Here is a 17,785-nt window from a genome sequence, read left to right on the forward strand (position 1 = left end):
ATTGGGTAGCGTGACGGACGTGACAGTTTCTCAGCCAGGTGAGATGCCCCCGTTCCCCGACTCCGAGCCCCTGACGTCAGATCTCACTGCCACGTCGGCCAGTGACGACGACCTGGGCGCACCCGCCGCGTCCACCCCGGCGAGTTCCTCGCCCGAGACCGGCCGCTACACGCCCGACACCGAGGAGAAGCGTCCCGAACCGGACGCGCACGCACCCACCGTCGCGCGCGCGGATGACGCACCGCGCGGCATCGGCCGCATCCCCGTCACCGACGTCATGCCGATCGTCGACTGCGGCAACCTGCCGACGAAGTCGGTCGTCGACGAGCCGTTCACGGTGCGCGCCACCGTGTTCCGCGAGGGTCACGACGCCGTCAACGCCTCCCTCGTCATGACGTCGCCGCACGGCGTCGAGCGGATCGTCCCGATGACGTGCGTGAACCCGGGGCTCGACCTGTGGACGGGCGAGGCCGAAGCCGACCACGAGGGCGTCTGGCACTTCCGTGTCGAGGGCTGGAGCGACCCGTACGGGACGTGGGATCACGACGCGACGATCAAGGTCGCCGCGGGGGTCGACGTCGAGGTCATGTTCGAAGAGGGCGCCCGTGTGCTCGAGCGCGCGTGTGCGACCAACACCTACGACGATGCTGACGAGCGCGTCCTGCGCCACGCCGTCACGACCCTGCGCGACACCTCGCGCAGCGACGACGAGCGTCTCGCGGCCGGCACGTCCGCCGAGGTCAAGGACGTGCTCGAGCGGCTGCCGCTGCGCGACTTCGTCTCCCCCAGCCGCGACTACCCTTGGCTCGTCGAGCGCAAGCTGGCGCTGACGGGCGCGTGGTACGAGTTATTCCCCCGCTCCGAGGGCGCTCACTTCGACGAGGAGACGCAGAAGTGGGTCTCGGGCACGCTGCGCACCGCCGCCGAGCGTCTGCCCGCCGTCGCCGACATGGGTTTCGACGTCGTCTACCTCACCCCGATCCACCCGATCGGCGAGGTCAACCGCAAGGGCCCGAACAACACGTTGACGGCTGGCCCGGAGGATCCTGGTTCGCCGTACGCCATCGGGTCGAAGGACGGCGGTCACGACGCCATCGAGCCGTCGCTCGGTGACTTCGACGACCTCGACGCGTTCGTCGCCCGCGCGAACGAACTGGGCCTCGAGGTGGCGCTCGACATCGCGCTGCAGTGCGCGCCCGACCACCCCTGGGTCACCTCGCACCCGGAGTGGTTCACGACGCGCAGCGACGGCACGATCGCCTACGCGGAGAACCCGCCGAAGAAGTACCAGGACATCTATCCGCTCAACTTCGACAACGACCCGGCCGGCATCTACGCCGAGGTGCGTCGCGTCATCCAGGTGTGGATCGACCACGGCATCACGATCTTCCGCGTCGACAACCCGCACACGAAGCCCGTCGAGTTCTGGCAGTGGCTGATCGCCGACGTCGCGAAGGACCACCCCGAGGTGATCTGGCTCGCAGAGGCCTTCACGAAGCCCGCGATGATGCACAACCTCGGCCGCATCGGCTTCCAGCAGAGCTACACGTACTACGCCTGGCGCCACCAGCCGTGGGAGATCCGCGAGTACCTCGACGAACTCATCGGCGACACGGCGAGTTACATGCGTCCGAGCTTCTGGCCGACGACGCACGACATCCTCACGCCGTACATGCAGTACGGCGGCCCGGCGGCCTGGAAGCTGCGCGCGGCGCTGGCTGCCACGCTCGTGCCGACCTACGGCATCTACGCCGGGTACGAGCTCATGGAGTCGGTGGCCCGCCCCGGCGCCCAGGAGCAGAACGACAACGAGAAGTACCAGTTCAAGGACCGTCGCTGGGCCGACTACGCCCCCGGCGGGCCCAAGGAGGGCCAGTCGATCGACTGGTACCTGCGCCGGCTCAACGAGATCCGCCGCGCCCACCCGGCGCTCGAGCACCTGCGCAACCTGCGCTGGCACGGCGTCGACGACGAGAACTTCATCGTCTTCTCCAAGAGCCGCGACATCGGAGACGGCGCCAACGGCGGCCAGGACACGATCATCGTCATCGCCAACACAGACCCGCACGCGACGCGCGAGACCTGGGTGCACCTCGACATGGGCGCGCTCGGACTGCGCGGGGACGAAGGGTTCGTCGCGCACGACCTGCTGAGCGACGCCACCTGGCACTGGGGCGAGCACAACTTCGTCCGGCTCGGGCCGGACGCCGAAAACGTCCACATCATCCACGTGAGGAAGTTCTGAGCATGCAAGGTCTTGGTCTGCACCAGCCGGGTCTGAAGCACGACCCGCAGTGGTTCCGTAAGGCCGTGTTCTACGAAGTCCTCGTGCGCGGTTTCAGCGACTCGACGGGCAACGGATCCGGCGACTTCTCGGGCCTCATGGCCCGACTCGACTACCTGCAGTGGCTTGGCGTCGACTGCCTGTGGCTGCCGCCGTTCTACGCCTCGCCGCTGCGCGACGGCGGATACGACATCGCCGACTACAAGCAGGTGCTGCCCGAGTTCGGCACGCTGCCCGAGTTCCAGGAGCTCGTCGCGCAGGCGCATGCGCGCGGCATCCGCGTCATCACCGACTTCGTCATGAACCACACGAGCGACCAGCACGCGTGGTTCCAGGCGAGCCGCGAGGACCCGGAAGGCCCGTACGGCGACTACTACGTCTGGTCCGACACGGACGAGAAGTACGAGGACGCGCGCATCATCTTCGTCGACACCGAGGAGTCGAACTGGACCTTCGACCCGGTACGTCGTCAGTTCTTCTGGCACCGCTTCTTCTCCCACCAGCCGGACCTCAACTTCGAGAACCCGGCCGTGCAGGAGGAGATGTTCGACATCGTCCGGTACTGGATGGACATGGGCATCGACGGCTTCCGTCTCGACGCCGTGCCGTACCTGTTCGAGGAGGAGGGGCACAACGGCGAGAACCACCCGAAGACGCACGAGTTCCTCGTCGAACTGCGCCGGATGGTCGACGAGGAATACCCTGGCCGCGTCCTGCTCGCCGAGGCCAACCAGATGCCGCACGAGGTCGTCGACTACTTCGGCACCGAGGAAGAACCGGAATGCCACATGTGCTTCCACTTCCCCGTCATGCCGCGCATCTACTACTCGTTGCGCGAGGAGAAGGCGACGCCCATCATCGACGTCCTCGCCGAGACGCCCCCGATCCCCAAGGGCACCCAGTGGGGCACCTTCCTGCGCAACCACGACGAGCTGACGCTCGAGATGGTGACGCCGGAGGAGCGCGCCGCGATGTACGGCTGGTACTCCCCCGATCCGCGCATGCGCGCCAACGTCGGTATCCGTCGTCGCCTCGCGCCGCTGCTCGACAACAGTCGCGCCGAGATTGAGCTGATCAACGCCCTGCTGCTGTCGCTGCCCGGCTCGCCGTGCCTGTACTACGGTGACGAGATCGGCATGGGCGACAACATCTGGCTCGACGACCGTGACGCGGTGCGCACGCCGATGCAGTGGACGCCGGATCGCAACGCCGGTTTTTCGACGGCCGACCCGGGCAAGTTGTACCTGCCGGTCATCCAGAGCCTCGTGTACCACCACAACAACGTCAACGTCGAGGCGCAGATGGCCTCGAGCGCGTCGTTGCTGCACTGGACGCGCGGCATGCTCTCGGTGCGTTCGCGCTACCCCGCGTTCGGCATGGGCGACTTCGTCGTCGCCCCGGCCGACAACGACGCCGTCCTCGCGTTCACGCGCTCGATGTCGGACGAGGACGCGAAGGCCGAGAACACGACGACGAAGCACCTGCTGTGCATCAACAACCTGAGCTCGCGCCCGCAGGGCGCCCGGGTGCAGGTCGCTGCCAAGTTCGCCGGCGCGAAGCTCACCGACATCTTCGGCGGTCAGGGCTTCGGTCAGATCGGTGAGGACGGCACGGTCACCGTCATGCTCGGTTCGCGCGGCTTCTACTGGCTGGCGATCGAGTCCGACGTCAGCGCCGACGACGCGCTGCCCGCCGCGACCGGTACCCCGGAGGCCAACGCCTCCGAGGTGCTCGACGAGTTCAAGGACGACACCACCTCGGACGCTGAGGGAAAGGACCTCTGATGGTCGCCGAGATCCATTCCGGCGCCACGTTGTCACCCGGCAAGCTCGAACTGCTCACGCCGTGGGTGGCGACGCAGCGCTGGTTCCAGGCCAAGGGCCGTGAGCCGCACCTGCGCAAGGTGAGTGCCTTCCGCTTCGAGGACCCGGCAGGTGAGGTCGGCCTCGAGGTGATGTTCCTGCGCGATCTCGACGCCGAGCACGAGACCACCTACCAGGTGCCCGTCACCTACCGTGGTGAGCGCGCGCCGGAGCTGGAGCACGCCTTCATCGGCACGATCGAGCACTCCGCGCTCGGCACGCGCTACGTCTACGACGGCCCGCACGACCCGGTGTTCGCCGCCGTCCTGCTCGCGACGATGGCGTCGGGCGGCACGCAGGCCGAGCGCAGCGACGGTGTCGTCGAGATGAGCGTCGCAGGCCGGCCCGGTCCGCAGAGCGCCGATCTCGCCACGGTGCGCAGCGCCACGGTGCTGCGTGGCGAGCAGTCGAACACGTCGATCATCTACACCCTCGACGACGGCGAGCAGCTCATCGCCAAGCTGTTCCGTGTGCTCAACGTCGGCGCCAACCCCGACATCGAGGTGACGGGGGCCCTGACGAGCGCGGGCAACACGCACGTGCCGGCGCTGCTGGCATCTCTCAGTGGTTCGTACACGGAGGGGCGTCACTCTCGCGAGCAGCTCGTCGCGGACCTCGCGTTCGCGCAGGAGTTCATGCCCGACGTGCGGGACGCCTGGCGTGAGGCCCTCGACGCGGCTCGCGAGAACCGTGACTTCACCGACGGCGCCCGCGAACTCGGTCGTACGACGGCGCAGGTGCACCGCACCCTCGCCGAGGTGTTGCCGAGCGTCGAGGCCGACGCCGACCGTGTCGATGCCCTCGTCGACGAGATGCACGAGCGAGCGGCAGCGGCCCTCAACGACGCGCCGCAGCTCGCGGAGCGCGCCACGCAGATCGCCCACCGCATCGACGCCGGGCGCAGCGCGCAGTGGCCGCGCTTCCAGCGCATCCACGGCGACTACCACCTCGGCCAGGTGCTCGACGTACCCGGGCGTGGGTGGGTCCTGCTCGACTTCGAGGGCGAGCCTCTGCGTCCGCTCGAGGAGCGCTCGGCACCGGACGTCGCCGTGCGCGACGTCGCGGGCATGCTGCGTTCGTTCGACTACGCCGGTGGCACGATCGAGAACGAGATCGCCGGCGCCGACGGCGACCGCCGCGCGTGGGTCAGCGCCGCTCAGGACGCGTTCCTCGCGGGTTACGAGAGTGAACTCGGCGCCGTCGACCGCGACCTGCTCGACCTGTTTGTGCTCGACAAGGCGCTCTACGAGTGCTCGTACGAGGCCCGCAACCGCCCCGACTGGCTGAGCATCCCCGCCGACGCCGTCGGCCGCATCCTCACCACCTCCACCGACTCGTCCGCGACCCACGGCGAGGCGCCCACGATGACGCCCGCCGACGAGGACGACGCCGCGCCCACCGGCGCCGCGGAAAGGAGCACCATGACCTCCGACGACAGCACGACGCCCACTCCTGCCTCGACGAGGTCGGCCGACACGAACGGCGCTCCCCTCGTCTCGACGCAGGATGCCGACGCTTCTGGCGCCGCTCCGCTCGTCGCGCCGCAGGGCGCACCCGCGACGGGTGACACGACCGTCGCGGCTGCCGGAGACAAGCCCGAGGCGGCCGCGAGCGACGCGGGTTCTGCCGGTGGCCTGAGCGCCGCCGGTGAGACGAGCAACGCTTCGACCACCGACGCGCGCGCCCTCGGCGCCGCCTCGCCCGCCGTCTCGCCGTCGCGCGTCGAGGTGAGCGAACTCGACGCCGTCGTCGCCGGTGAGCACCGTGACCCGCACCGCGTTCTCGGCGCGCACGTCGAGAACGGCGTCATCACGTTCCGCGTCGTGCGCCCGATGGCGCGTGGCGTCGTCATCGACATGGGCGAGACCTCGCTCGAGCTCACGCACGAGCACGATGGCATCTGGGCCGGTGCGATCGCGGGTGAGTACATGCCCGACTACCGCGTCATCACGACGTATGACGACCGCAGCGAGCACCGCGGCGACGACCCGTACCGCTTCATGCCGTCCCTCGGCGAGATCGACCTCCACCTCATCGGTGAGGGGCGCCACGAGGAGCTGTGGAACGTCCTCGGCGCCCACGTGCGCACCTACCCGAGCATCAAGGGTGACGTCACGGGCACCGCGTTCGCCGTCTGGGCGCCCAATGCCAAGGCCGTGCGCGTCGTCGGCGACTTCAACCACTGGGACGGCGTCGGCCACGGCATGCGCACGCTCGGGGAGTCGGGCGTGTGGGAGCTGTTCGTCCCCGACGTGCGCGAGGGCACCGCGTACAAGTTCGAGATCCTGTGCAGCGACGGCGTGCGTCGCGCGAAGGCCGACCCGATGGCGCGCCTCGCGGAGACGGCGCCCGCGACGGCGTCGAAGGTGACGAGCTCGCACTACGAGTGGAACGACGACGCGTGGATGACGAAGCGCGCCGAGACGAACGCGCACCACGGCCCGATGTCGACGTACGAGGTGCACCTCGGTTCGTGGCGTCAGGGGCTCAGCTACCGCGAGATGGCCGAGCACCTCGTCAACTACGTCAAGGATCTGGGCTTCACGCACGTCGAGTTCATGCCCGTGATGGAGCACCCGTACCCGCCGAGCTGGGGCTATCACGTCACGAGCTACTACGCGCCGAACAGCCGCTTCGGCGACCCGGACGACTTCAAGTTCCTCGTCGACCGCCTCCACCAGGAGGGCATCGGCGTCATCCTCGACTGGGTTCCCGGCCACTTCGCCACCGACGAGTGGGCGCTCGCCCGTTTCGACGGCCAGGCGCTCTACGAGCACCCGGACCCGCGCAAGGGCTGGCACCCCGAGTGGGGTTCGAACATCTTCGACTACGGCCGCCCGCAGGTGCGCAACTTCCTCGTCGCCAACGCGCTGTACTGGCTCGAGGAGTTCCACGCCGACGGTCTGCGCGTCGACGGTGTCGCCTCGATGCTGTACCTCAACTACGCCCGCAAGGACGGCGAATGGGTGCCGAACAAGTTCGGCGGCCAGGAGAACCTCGAAGCCGTGCAGCTGCTGCAGGAGACGAACGCGACGGCGTACAAGCGCACGCCGGGTGCCGTCATCATCGCCGAGGAGTCGACGTCGTGGCCGGGCATCACCCGCTCGACGGACACCGGCGGCCTGGGCTTCGGGCTCAAGTGGAACATGGGCTGGATGCACGACTCGCTCGACTACGTCGCGCGTGAGCCGATCTACCGTCAGCATCATCACCACGACCTGACGTTCGCGCTCGTCTACGCGTTCAGCGAGCAGTTCGTGCTGCCCGTCAGCCACGACGAGGTCGTGCACGGCAAGGGCAGCCTGCTGCGCAAGATGCCCGGTGATCGCTGGCAGCAGCTCGCCAACGTGCGCGCCTACCTCGCGTACATGTGGGCCCACCCCGGCAAGCAGTTGCTCTTCATGGGTTCGGAGTTCGCGCAGGAGGCCGAGTGGGCTGACGGTCGCAGCCTCGATTGGTGGCTGCTCGACCAGCCCGCGCACTACGGCGTGCACGCGATGATGAAGGACCTCAACCGCGCCTACCGCGAGCGCCCGGCCCTGTGGGCCCTCGACCACTCGGAGGAGGGCTTCTCGTGGATCAACGCCGACGACGCGGGCCGCAACGCCTACACGTGGCTGCGATTTGCGCCCGCCGAAGCTGACGGGTACCGCCCCGTCGTCGCGATCGCCGCGAACTTCGCCGGCAACCCGCACCACGGCGTCCGCGTGGGCCTGCCCCACCCCGGTACGTGGAACGAGATCGTCAACACCGACGCCGAGGGTTACGGCGGCTCGGGCGTCGGTAACCTGGGTTCGGTCGCGGCCGAGGAGATCCCCTGGGACGGTCAGCCGTACTCGGCCGAGATCACGATGCCGCCGCTCGGTGTCGTGTGGTTCGAGCCGGCGACGCGCCCCGACATGACACAGGTGGCTGCGCACACCGCTACCGAGCAGGCCGGTGGCGCCGATTCATCGTCCACCGCAACGGCACGACAGGAGAACACGATGAGTGACCAGAACGCAGCGACGAGTTCGTCCGACGGGCAGCCGTCCGAGGCCCTCATCGCGGGCGCGCCACTCGAGGACGCCGCAGGCAACCCGGGCGCACTCGATCAGCCGCTCGACGGTTCGCGTGGCGGCACGCAGGCCGAGGACGCTCAGGGAGCGGCCGGCGACCAGCAGGCGCGTTCGCGTACCGGCGTCCCGGCGACGCACCCCGTCGACCACGCGGACGAGGGTGGTTTCGACGTCGAGCAGACCGAGTCGAAGGCGCACGAGCGTGCCTTCACGCCGGCCGGCGAGGACGAGACGGATGACGAGCCCGTCGAGCACCTCAAGGACATCACCGGCACGCCCGGTGGCGGCCTCGACGAGGACGTCGAGGGTGGCCGCTGGGGCGCCGACGACGAGGCTCGCGACGCCGCCGACCAGACGCGTCAGCGCGACTGACGACCCGCTCGGTCGAGCGCATGAGGCCGGCCGTACCCGCCAGGGATGCGGCCGGCCTCGTCACGTCCGCCCCGCCTCGCTCGGGGCATCGGTTCGGGCGTTTACGTCGCCGCTCAAAGAGGGCAGGATGAAGGCATGAGCAACCGCGCGGGCCAGTTGGCCGAACCTCGTGACCTGATCGACGTCCCCCACCTCGTCACGGCGTACTACACGCTGACGCCCGACCCTGAGAACGTCGACCAGCAGGTGGCGTTCGGCACGTCGGGGCACCGCGGTTCGAGCCTCAAGACCGCGTTCAACGAGGCGCACATCCTCGCGACGACGCAGGCGATCGTCGACTACCGCCGCTCGCAGGGCTTCGACGGGCCGTTGTTCCTCGGCCGCGACACCCACGCCTTGTCCGAGCCCGCATGGACGAGCGCCATCGAGGTGCTCGTCGCCAATGACGTCACCGTCCTCATCGACGATCGTGACGGTTACACGCCGACGCCCGCCGTCAGCCACGCCATCCTGCGCGCGAACAAGGGCAAGGATCTGACGAACGGCTCGGGTCTCGCCGACGGCATCGTCGTCACGCCCTCGCACAACCCGCCCGCCGACGGCGGGTTCAAGTACAACCCGCCGCACGGTGGCCCGGCCGACTCGGACGCGACAAAGGTCATCGCCGCCGCGGCGAACGAGCACATCCGTGACGGGCTCAAGCGCGTCAAGCGCGCGCCGCTGACGCAGGCGATGGGCAAGGTCCAGCGCTACGACTTCCTCGGCACGTACGTCGACGACCTGCCGAACGTCGTCGACCTCGACGCGATCAAGCGCGCCGGCGTGCGCATCGGCGCCGACCCGCTCGGCGGCGCCGCCGTCGCGTACTGGGGTGAGATCGCGGAGCGTCACGCGCTCGACCTCACCGTCGTCAACCCGCTCGTCGACCCGACGTGGCGCTTCATGACGCTCGACTGGGACGAGAAGATCCGCATGGACTGCTCCTCCCCCAACGCGATGGCGTCGCTCATCGGCGAGCGCGACAAGTACGACATCGCGACGGGCAACGACGCCGATTCGGACCGTCACGGCATCGTCACGCCCGACGCGGGGCTCATGAACCCCAACCACTTCCTGTCGGTCGCGATCCAGTACCTCTACGGTGGCGCGCGCCCGCAGTGGCGCCAGGACGGGTTCATCGGCAAGACGCTCGTCAGCAGTTCGATGATCGACCGCGTCGCAGATGACCTCGGCCGTACGCTCGTCGAGGTGCCCGTCGGGTTCAAGTGGTTCGTGCCGGGCCTGCTCGACGGTTCGGGCCCGTTCGGCGGCGAGGAGTCGGCGGGTGCGTCGTTCTGCCGCTTCGACGGCTCCGTCTGGACGACGGACAAGGACGGCATCCTGCTCGCGCTGCTCGCCTCGGAGATCAAGGCGACGAAGGGCAAGTCGCCGTCGCAGCTCTACGGCGAGCTGACGGCAAAGCACGGCGAACCCGCGTACGCGCGCGTCGACGCCCCCGCCACGCGCGAGGAGAAGGCCAAGCTCGGTGCACTGACGCCCGAGGCCGTCACGGCGGACACGCTGGCCGGCGAGCCCATCATCGCCAAGCTCACGGAGGCGCCCGGCAACGGCGCGAAAATCGGCGGCCTCAAGGTCGTCACTGATTCGGCCTGGTTCGCCGCGCGCCCGTCGGGGACCGAGGACGTTTACAAGATCTACGCCGAGTCGTTCCAGGGCCCCGAACACCTTGCGCAGGTGCAGGCTGAGGCGAAGGACGTCGTCGCGGCAGCCCTGGGCAACTGAGGCTCGGTTCCGTCCCAATACGAATGGAGGGCTCGCTCCAGGTGGAGCGAGCCCTCCATTCGTGTCCGTCACCCACCGCCGACAGCAGGGGCGGCTACGAGCCTGCGTGCAAGTGCACCCGGGTGCACTTGCACGCAAGGGGTCAGTGCGTTGTTGCCAGACGTCGCCCGGCCCGTCGGGGCTGTCAGTACAGCGCCGACATCAGCGCCGTGCGTGCCTTCTTGACGCGCGGGTCGGTGGCGCCGACGACGTCGAACAGCCCGATGAGGTGCTCGCGCGCGGCGTTGCGCTCGTCGCCGGAGGTCGCCTTGACGACGTCGACGAGACGCGCGAACGCGTCTTCGACGTGGCCACCGAGGACGTCGAGGTCGGCGACCTGCGTCTGCGCGGTGACATCGGCCGGGTTCTTCGCGGCGGCGTCACGTGCAGCCTGGAGGTCGACGCCCTGCGTGCGCTGCATGAGCTTGACCTGGCCGAGGGCGAGACGCGCCTCCTCGTCCTTCGGGTTCTCCGTCAGTGCCTGCTCGAACGCGGCGATGGCGCCGTCGTAGTCGCCCTTGTCGATCGACTCGTACGCGAGCTGGTGCAGCGGCGGCAGCTCGGGCTCGGCATGCTCGCCGCCCTCGGCGCCGGCCTGGCCCGTTGCGTTCGGGTCGTAGTTCGCCACGCGGCCCGCAAGACCGTTCTGCACAGCGATCTGGACGATCTGGTCGACGAGCTCGCGCGTCTGCGCGTCTTCGACGACAGGCGGGATCGGGATCGGCTGGCCCTGGACGAAGGCCGCCGCGAGAATCTGCCCCGGCTGGCCCTGCTGCGCGGCCTGCTGCGACAGCTGAGCGAAGACCTGACCGATCTCGGGCGCGGTGTCGAGGTCGGCGACGCCCATGAGGACGCGCCCCTCTTGCGCGCGCACCGCACGCGCGAGCGAAGCGACGGGCGCCAGGGACGCCGGCTGCGAACCCGCCCAGATCGCGATGATGACGGGGTGCTGCACCGACTGCTGCACGAGGCCCTGGAAGTTCTCGGCTGTCACGTCGACGACAAGACCGTCGCGACGGAACGTCTCGGCGATGACGGCGTCGTCGGCGCCCTGCGGTATGGGGGCCTGCCCGGGATTTGCAGCGCTCGGCGCGTTTGCCGGCGCCGCAGCGCCAGCGCTGCCGGTCGGTGCGCCAGCGGCCGATGCGGGGCGCCCGGCAGGAGCGCCGCCCTGCGGCTTCTTGAGCGAGGACAGGTCAACGGCACCGCGCAGCGACGCGGCGTTCAACGGCTGATTCGACATGCCCTCATTGTTGCAGGGCGCGCCGGGGCGGGCGACGCATGATCGCGCACAGCGAACACCTGGCCACGCGTGGTGAGTCGCGTCCCTCGGGTCGGACCGTCACTCCGTGGCCGGTCCTCGCGCCCGGGCCGTCAGCCCCGCAAGCGCACCATCCGCAGGTCGTACGAACCCGAGGTGTCGTCCTTGCCGACGCCGTCGAGTTCGAACCCGTGCTTGCGGTAGAACGCCTGCGCACGATCGTTGCCGTCGACGACCCAGAGGTAGGCCTCTTGGTCGCCGAGTTCGCGTGTCATGAGTTCGTGCGCGAGACCCGTGCCGTGGTGCGCCGTGTCGAGATTGAGCACCTGCAGTTCGACCTCCGCGGGCGCGTCGTCGTCGCGGGCCTTGCCGATGCAGATCCACCCGACGAGCGCACCGCTCGAGCGGTCGAATGCCCCGACGACCCGAGGCGCCTCGGCGGAGGTCAACCACGCGCGCCAGCGCTTCGCACCGTCGACGGGATCGAGCCCGTCGAGCTTCTCCTGCGGGATGAGCCCGGTGTAGGTGTCGCGCCAGATCGTGACGTGGAGCTGGGCGAGCTCGTCGGCGTCATCGCTTGTCAGGCCACGGATCTCGTAGCGCTCGTCGATGGTCATGTCGACGTCCTCTCTCGTGGTCATTATCCGCGCCCGGCGAGGTCCGGGCGTCAGTTCGACTCGGCGAGCCGGGTTTCGACGCGCTCGACCTTCGCGTCGAGCTGGCCGGTGTAGCCCGGGCGGATGTCGGCCTTCAGCACGAGCGAGACGCGCGGGGACGCGACTTGGACGGCCCCGCAGGCGCGCTTGATGACGTCCATGCACTCGTCCCACTCCCCCTCGAGGGTCGTGAACATCGAGTCAGTGCGGTTCGGGATGCCCGACTCACGCACGACGCGGATGGCTGCGGTCACCGCCTTGCTGACGGAACCGTCCGGGTCGTCCGTCGTCGACGGTGCGACGGAGAAAGCGACGAGCATGATGATCTCCTCGAAGGTGATGGGAACGATGCAGTCAGGTTCGCACGTCGGTCACCCCGCGCGGCGTGCGACGAGCGTCGCGTCTTGGGCCCGGCAGGATCAGCTCGCGCAGGCGTCTGGGTCGCAGGTCCCCGTCACGACGGCCTCCAGCCAGTGGTGAACGAGCGTCACGGCCCCCGCGCCCTCACCGGACGCCGCGGCGACGCGCTTCATCGACCCGGCGCGGATGTCGCCTGCGGCGAACACGCCGGGCACGCTCGTCGCGAGCGCTTCCGGGGGCAGCCCGTCACGCCAGAACTCCTGCGGCACGTCACGACCGGTGAGCACGAAACCCTTGGCGTCACGCGCCACGGTGCCGTCGAGCCAGTCGACGCACGGGTGCGCGCCGAGCAGGAGGAACAGCCCGCAGGCGGGAACCGTCAGCTCCTGGTCATTCTCGTTGAAGCGGATCGTCACGTGCTGCAGCCGATCGGTGCCGCTCGCCCCGACGATCTCCGCATTCGTCTTGACGACGATGCGCGGGTTCGCCTCGATCTCGCGGATGAGGTAGTCCGACATCGTCTCCGCGAGCCCGTCGCGACGCACGACGATGCTGACGGAGCGCGCGAAGCGTGAGAGGTGGATGGCGGCCTGGCCCGCCGAGTTGCCGCCGCCGACGACGAGGACGTGCCCGCCCTCGCACTCGCGGGCAGCCGACGACGCCGCGCCGTAGTACACGCCGCGTCCGACGAAGCCTTCGACCTCCTCGACGCCGAGGCGACGGTAGGCCACGCCCGTCGAGATGAGAACGGCGCGGGCGCAGACCGGCCCGTCGTCGGTCTCGAGCACGTGCGGTTCGCCGCGATAGCCGGGCGTGAAACCGGTGACCTCGGTGGCCGAGTAGATGCCCGCCCCGAACCGGGTGGCCTGGAATCGCGCGCGCTGCGCGAGGCGCATGCCCGAGATGCCGCGGGGAAAGCCCAGGTAGTTGCGGATCATCGAGCTGGTGCCGGCCTGGCCGCCCACGGCATCGGCCTCGATGACGGCTGTGCTCAGCCCCTCGCTCGCGCCGTACACCGCGGCAGCGAGGCCGGCCGGGCCCGCACCGACGATCGCAAGGTCGACGACGTGGCCCTCACCCAACTCGTCGACGGTGGCGCCGAAGGCGCGCCCGAGCACACGGACGTCAGGGTTGACGTGAACCTCGCGCTCGGCGATGCGCACGAGCGGATAGGCGATCTCGATGCCCTGCGAACGCGCCATCTCGAGCGTCTTGGCTGCGTGCGGAGCGTCCGGCGGCCAGACCCCCATCGGGATGCCCTGGCGGTCGAGGAAGTCGCGCAGCACCCCGACGTTGGGGTCGCCTGCGGGCGCCACGATGTTGACGAGCTCGATCTCGGGGCCACCCGCCGACCACCCCCAGTCCGAGAGCAACTCGGTGACGGCGGTGTGGAACTCCTCGTCGCGCGGGCCGCTCGGCAGCAGGAGCGCGGCCTCGATCTGGCCGCTGATCTGCGCGACGCGCTGCTCCTCCACCGCCCACGGTTCGCTGCGCAGGCGCACCATGACCCGCTTGGCCGCCGGCATGACGGCATGCAGGCACTGCAGCGTGACGAGGCCCGTCGCGTCGCCCACCTGCGTCGTCGCGGCGAACATCGCGACCGGGATGCCGCGCGCGTTGAGGCCCTGCGCCATCGTCATCGATTCGCTGAGCGTCGTGACGAGTTGCAGCTCGTAGTCGGCGGCGTAGCGGTGGGCGAATTCGTCCCGCATCTCTTCGGCGTGCTCAGCGGCAGCAATGAGCATGATGACGGGCGTACGAGGCTTCATGCTCCAAGTCTAGGCACCGGCGCCGACAACCCCGATATTCCGCGGAATCAGAGCTGATACCGGCCGTCGCCGCACGTCAGAACACGCTCTGGCGACGCCTCGTCGCCATGGGCTCTCGCGCGGTTTCGGACGCGCATCGAGCCCCTCACGTTCAACCCGCGACGGCCTGCGCCGCGGCGTGGGGGTCCAGAACCCCTCGAGCGACAGCCTCAGCGAGATCGTCGAGCTTCACCTCGGCGTTGGGGCGTTCCCAGCGCTCACGCAGTCGCCGCACCGCGAGCTCTTCGATCTCGCCCGCGGCCCGACGTCGGCGGCGCAGGCTCAGCTCGTCGTGCTCGCTCAGCCACGCTCGGTGGGTCGCGATGGCGTCGATGACGTCCGTCGCCCCTTCGCCGCGTTCTGCGACCGTCGTGACGATCGGTGGGCGCCACTGCCCCGGCTCCCCCGTCTGGCCGAGCGAGATCATGGCGCGCAGGTCGCGCACGGTCGCCGCCGCGCCGTCGTGATCGGCCTTGTTGACGACGAAGACGTCAGCGATCTCGAGGACCCCGGCCTTCGCGGCCTGGATGGAATCTCCGGCCCCGGGCGCGAGCAGGACGATCGTCGTGTCGGCGAGCGAGGCGATGTGCACCTCCGACTGGCCGACGCCCACCGTCTCGACGAGCACGATGTCGAAACCGGCGGCGTCGAGCAGCCGCAGTGCAGCGGGCGCCGCCGCCGACAGCCCGCCGAGGTGGCCGCGGGTCGCCATCGAGCGGACGAAAACCCCGGAATCACCCGAGTGACCGACCATGCGGATGCGGTCGCCGAGCAGCGCGCCACCGGAGAACGGCGACGAGGGGTCGACCGCGAGCACCGCGACGCTGAGGCCCTGCGCGCGATAGGCCGCGACGAGTGCGTCCGTCGACGTCGACTTGCCGACGCCGGGCGGCCCCGTCAGACCGATGATCTGGGCGTGGCCCGTGAACTGGGCGATGGCTGCACCCAGTTCCGGCAGCGCCGGGTGATCGTTCTCGATGGCAGTGAGCAACCGCGCGAGGGCGCGCCGGTCACCGTCACGCATCCGCGTGACGAGTGGGTCGACGACGATCTCACGCGGCATGCTCGGGCCGTGTCCTGGTCAGCGCTCAGGCGTCGACGCGCACGATGAGCGCGTCACCCTGGCCGCCACCGCCGCACAGCGCGGCAGCACCGACGCCACCACCGCGGCGTTTGAGTTCGTGGGCGAGGGTCAGCACGAGACGCGCGCCCGACATGCCGATCGGGTGGCCAATCGCGATGGCGCCGCCGTTGGGGTTGACCTTCTCCGCGTCGAGGCCGAGTTCCTTCGTCGAGGCCAGGCCGACGGCGGCGAACGCCTCGTTGATCTCGACGACGTCGAGGTCGGCCGGCGTGAGGCCCTCCCTCTCGCAGGCCTTCGCGATGGCGCGCGCCGGCTGGCTCTGCAGCGTCGAGTCGGGGCCGGCGACGACGCCGTGCGCGCCGACCTCGGCGATCCAGGCCAGGCCCAGCTCCTGGGCCTTCGTCTTGCTCATGACGACGAGCGCCGCGGCACCGTCGCTGATCTGGGAGGCGGAGCCTGCCGTGATCGTGCCGTCCTTGCTGAAGGCCGGGCGCAGCTTGCCGAGCGACTCGGTCGTCGTGTCGGCGCGGATACCCTCGTCGTTCTTGAACACGACCGGCTCGCCCTTGCGCTGCGGGATCTCGACGGGGATGACCTCGTCGTCGAAGAGGCCCTTCTCCCAGGCCGCGGCGGCCTTCTGGTGAGAGGCGGCTGAGAAGGCGTCCTGCGCTTCGCGGCTGAACTCGACGTCGCCGGTGTTGGCCTGCTCGGTGAGGTTGCCCATCGCCTGGTCGGTGAACGCGTCCCACAGTCCGTCGAAGGCCATGTGGTCGCGCATCGTCACGTCGCCGTACTTGTATCCCTCGCGCGACTTCTCGAGCAGATGCGGCGCGTTCGTCATCGACTCCTGGCCGCCCGCGACGACGACGTCGAACTCGCCCGCGCGGATCAGCTGGGCCGCGAGCGCCACGGCGTCGAGCCCGGACAGGCAGACCTTGTTGATCGTCAGCGCCGGCACGTCCATCGGGATGCCGCCCTTGACGGCGGCCTGGCGCGCGGGGATCTGGCCGGCGCCGGCCGTCAGCACCTGGCCCATGATGACGTAGTCGACCTGATCGCCCTTGACGCCGGCCTTCTCGAGCGCACCCTTGATGGCGAGGCCACCGAGGTCGGCACCTGAGAAGCCCTTGAGCGAGCCGAGCAGGCGACCCATCGGGGTGCGCGCTCCGGCGACGATGACGGCGGTGGTGTCGGTCATGGTTCCTCCAGTGAGCGGGCGGGCGTGGGTCACGGTGCCGCACGGCCGCCGGTTCGTGTCGATCGCCCGAGTTAATCGTCGTTGACCCGGCTTCCTCGTCCAAGCAAACCATAGAGTGACGTCATGACCGGCGAAATCACGCACTTGTTCGAGGCCATCGACCACGTCGGCATCGCGGTGCCCGACCTCGATGCCGCCATCCGTTTCTACGAGTCGACGTACGGCATGACGTGCGCGCACACCGAGACGAACGACGAGCAGGGCGTGCGTGAGGCGATGATGACGGTCGGCCCGGCCGATGCCCCGCACAGCCACATCCAGCTGCTCGCGCCGCTGTCGCCGGAGTCGAGCATCGCGAAGTTCCTCGACCGCTCCGGCCCCGGCATGCAGCAGCTCGCCTACCGCGTCCGCGATCTCGACGCCGTGTGCGCGACGCTGCGCGAGCGCGGCATGCGGTTGCTCTACGACGCGCCGAAGATCGGCACCGGCGGCAGCCGCATCAACTTCATCCACCCCAAGGATGCCGGCGGCGTGCTCGTCGAACTCGTCGAGCCGGCGGCTGAAGGACACTGAGGCAGCCCATCGTTTCTACCCCAGAACTCGGCGTCGTATCAAAAACGTTCGTTTGAGCTACGTCGCGATGGGTGTGCGTAGCTCGTTAGGTGCTGCTGCCCTTGAGGGGTGTGACGTGTTCAGGCGCGCAGCGTCGTCACCCGACGACCGTGCCCCGCAAAGGCGGCGCCGAGGCAAGCGGCGCGGACAGTGTGCTGGAACGTGCGTATGGGGCAGGACTACCGTTGTGACGGCGACGGGACATGGCGCTACGCAACTTCACACGTTTCGCTTGGCCAGGGCGCCGCAAGAATCTCACGCCCGATGACACGAAGGAAACATTGAAGCGCCCTGGGTCTGATGGAGACTCGCGCTATTTGATTCCGATCAGCAGATTGCTGTCGTTGGGGACAGCATAGAACGCGTTCTCGAACTCGGCGGGTGGGACGTCTCCGAGGTATCCGTGGAG

General features: G+C 69.3%; 11 protein-coding genes. 5 read left to right on the top strand and 6 right to left on the bottom strand.

All coding sequences use genetic code 11. The features are described from left to right. Nucleotides 1–43 precede the first annotated feature (43 nt). From NQ706_RS01575 to pgm, 4 genes are all read left to right on the top strand, one after another. Nucleotides 44–2,245: an alpha-1,4-glucan--maltose-1-phosphate maltosyltransferase gene (locus tag NQ706_RS01575; RefSeq protein WP_268746222.1), complete on the top strand. Its 2,202-nt coding sequence runs from the start codon at nucleotides 44–46 to the stop codon at nucleotides 2,243–2,245. A 2-nt stretch (nucleotides 2,246–2,247) separates the two neighbouring features. Further along, nucleotides 2,248–4,068 carry a maltose alpha-D-glucosyltransferase gene (treS, locus tag NQ706_RS01580; RefSeq protein ID WP_038567419.1) on the top strand — a complete coding sequence of 607 codons (1,821 nt, stop codon included), beginning with the start codon at nucleotides 2,248–2,250 and terminating at the stop codon, nucleotides 4,066–4,068. Beyond that, on the top strand, nucleotides 4,068–8,576 hold the full coding sequence (gene glgB / locus NQ706_RS01585; RefSeq protein WP_038567417.1) for a 1,4-alpha-glucan branching protein GlgB: 4,509 nt from the start codon (nucleotides 4,068–4,070) through the stop codon (nucleotides 8,574–8,576). The genes treS and glgB overlap by 1 nt, the downstream gene beginning before the upstream one ends. Nucleotides 8,577–8,711: 135 nt before the next feature. Further along, entirely contained in the window at nucleotides 8,712–10,358 is a 1,647-nt protein-coding gene (gene pgm, locus NQ706_RS01590; RefSeq protein WP_038567414.1) for a phosphoglucomutase (alpha-D-glucose-1,6-bisphosphate-dependent), read from the top strand. A 184-nt stretch (nucleotides 10,359–10,542) separates the two neighbouring features. On the opposite strand, the gene NQ706_RS01595 is transcribed toward pgm, so the two are convergent. The 6 genes from NQ706_RS01595 to NQ706_RS01620 all read right to left on the bottom strand — a co-directional run bounded on the left by NQ706_RS01595 (nucleotide 10,543) and on the right by NQ706_RS01620 (nucleotide 16,764). Then, the gene (locus NQ706_RS01595; RefSeq protein ID WP_038567412.1) at nucleotides 10,543–11,640 is read right to left on the bottom strand and encodes a co-chaperone YbbN; all 1,098 of its coding nucleotides are present in this window, start codon (nucleotides 11,638–11,640) and stop codon (nucleotides 10,543–10,545) included. Between the two features lie 131 nt (nucleotides 11,641–11,771). Then, nucleotides 11,772–12,275 carry a GNAT family N-acetyltransferase gene (locus tag NQ706_RS01600; RefSeq protein ID WP_038570548.1) on the bottom strand — a complete coding sequence of 168 codons (504 nt, stop codon included), beginning with the start codon at nucleotides 12,273–12,275 and terminating at the stop codon, nucleotides 11,772–11,774. Nucleotides 12,276–12,325: 50 nt separating this feature from the next. After that, a complete protein-coding gene (locus NQ706_RS01605) occupies nucleotides 12,326–12,634 on the bottom strand; it encodes a thiamine-binding protein (RefSeq protein ID WP_288756757.1) in 309 nt (102 codons plus the stop codon). A gap of 99 nt (nucleotides 12,635–12,733) precedes the next feature. Next, the gene (locus tag NQ706_RS01610) at nucleotides 12,734–14,443 is read right to left on the bottom strand and encodes an FAD-dependent oxidoreductase (RefSeq protein ID WP_038567407.1); all 1,710 of its coding nucleotides are present in this window, start codon (nucleotides 14,441–14,443) and stop codon (nucleotides 12,734–12,736) included. A 151-nt stretch (nucleotides 14,444–14,594) separates the two neighbouring features. Beyond that, nucleotides 14,595–15,545 carry a methylmalonyl Co-A mutase-associated GTPase MeaB gene (meaB, locus tag NQ706_RS01615; protein WP_038567404.1) on the bottom strand — a complete coding sequence of 317 codons (951 nt, stop codon included), beginning with the start codon at nucleotides 15,543–15,545 and terminating at the stop codon, nucleotides 14,595–14,597. Nucleotides 15,546–15,570: 25 nt separating this feature from the next. Then, a complete protein-coding gene (locus NQ706_RS01620; protein WP_038567402.1) occupies nucleotides 15,571–16,764 on the bottom strand; it encodes an acetyl-CoA C-acetyltransferase in 1,194 nt (397 codons plus the stop codon). Between the two features lie 123 nt (nucleotides 16,765–16,887). On the opposite strand from NQ706_RS01620, the gene mce reads away from it, so the two are divergent. Next, on the top strand, nucleotides 16,888–17,337 hold the full coding sequence (gene mce / locus NQ706_RS01625; protein ID WP_038567399.1) for a methylmalonyl-CoA epimerase: 450 nt from the start codon (nucleotides 16,888–16,890) through the stop codon (nucleotides 17,335–17,337). The last annotated feature ends 448 nt before the right edge of the window (nucleotides 17,338–17,785 follow it).

The sequence above is a fragment of the Dermacoccus sp. BD5 genome (assembly GCF_044878485.1).
GTDB classification, from domain to species: domain Bacteria; phylum Actinomycetota; class Actinomycetes; order Actinomycetales; family Dermatophilaceae; genus Dermacoccus; species Dermacoccus nishinomiyaensis.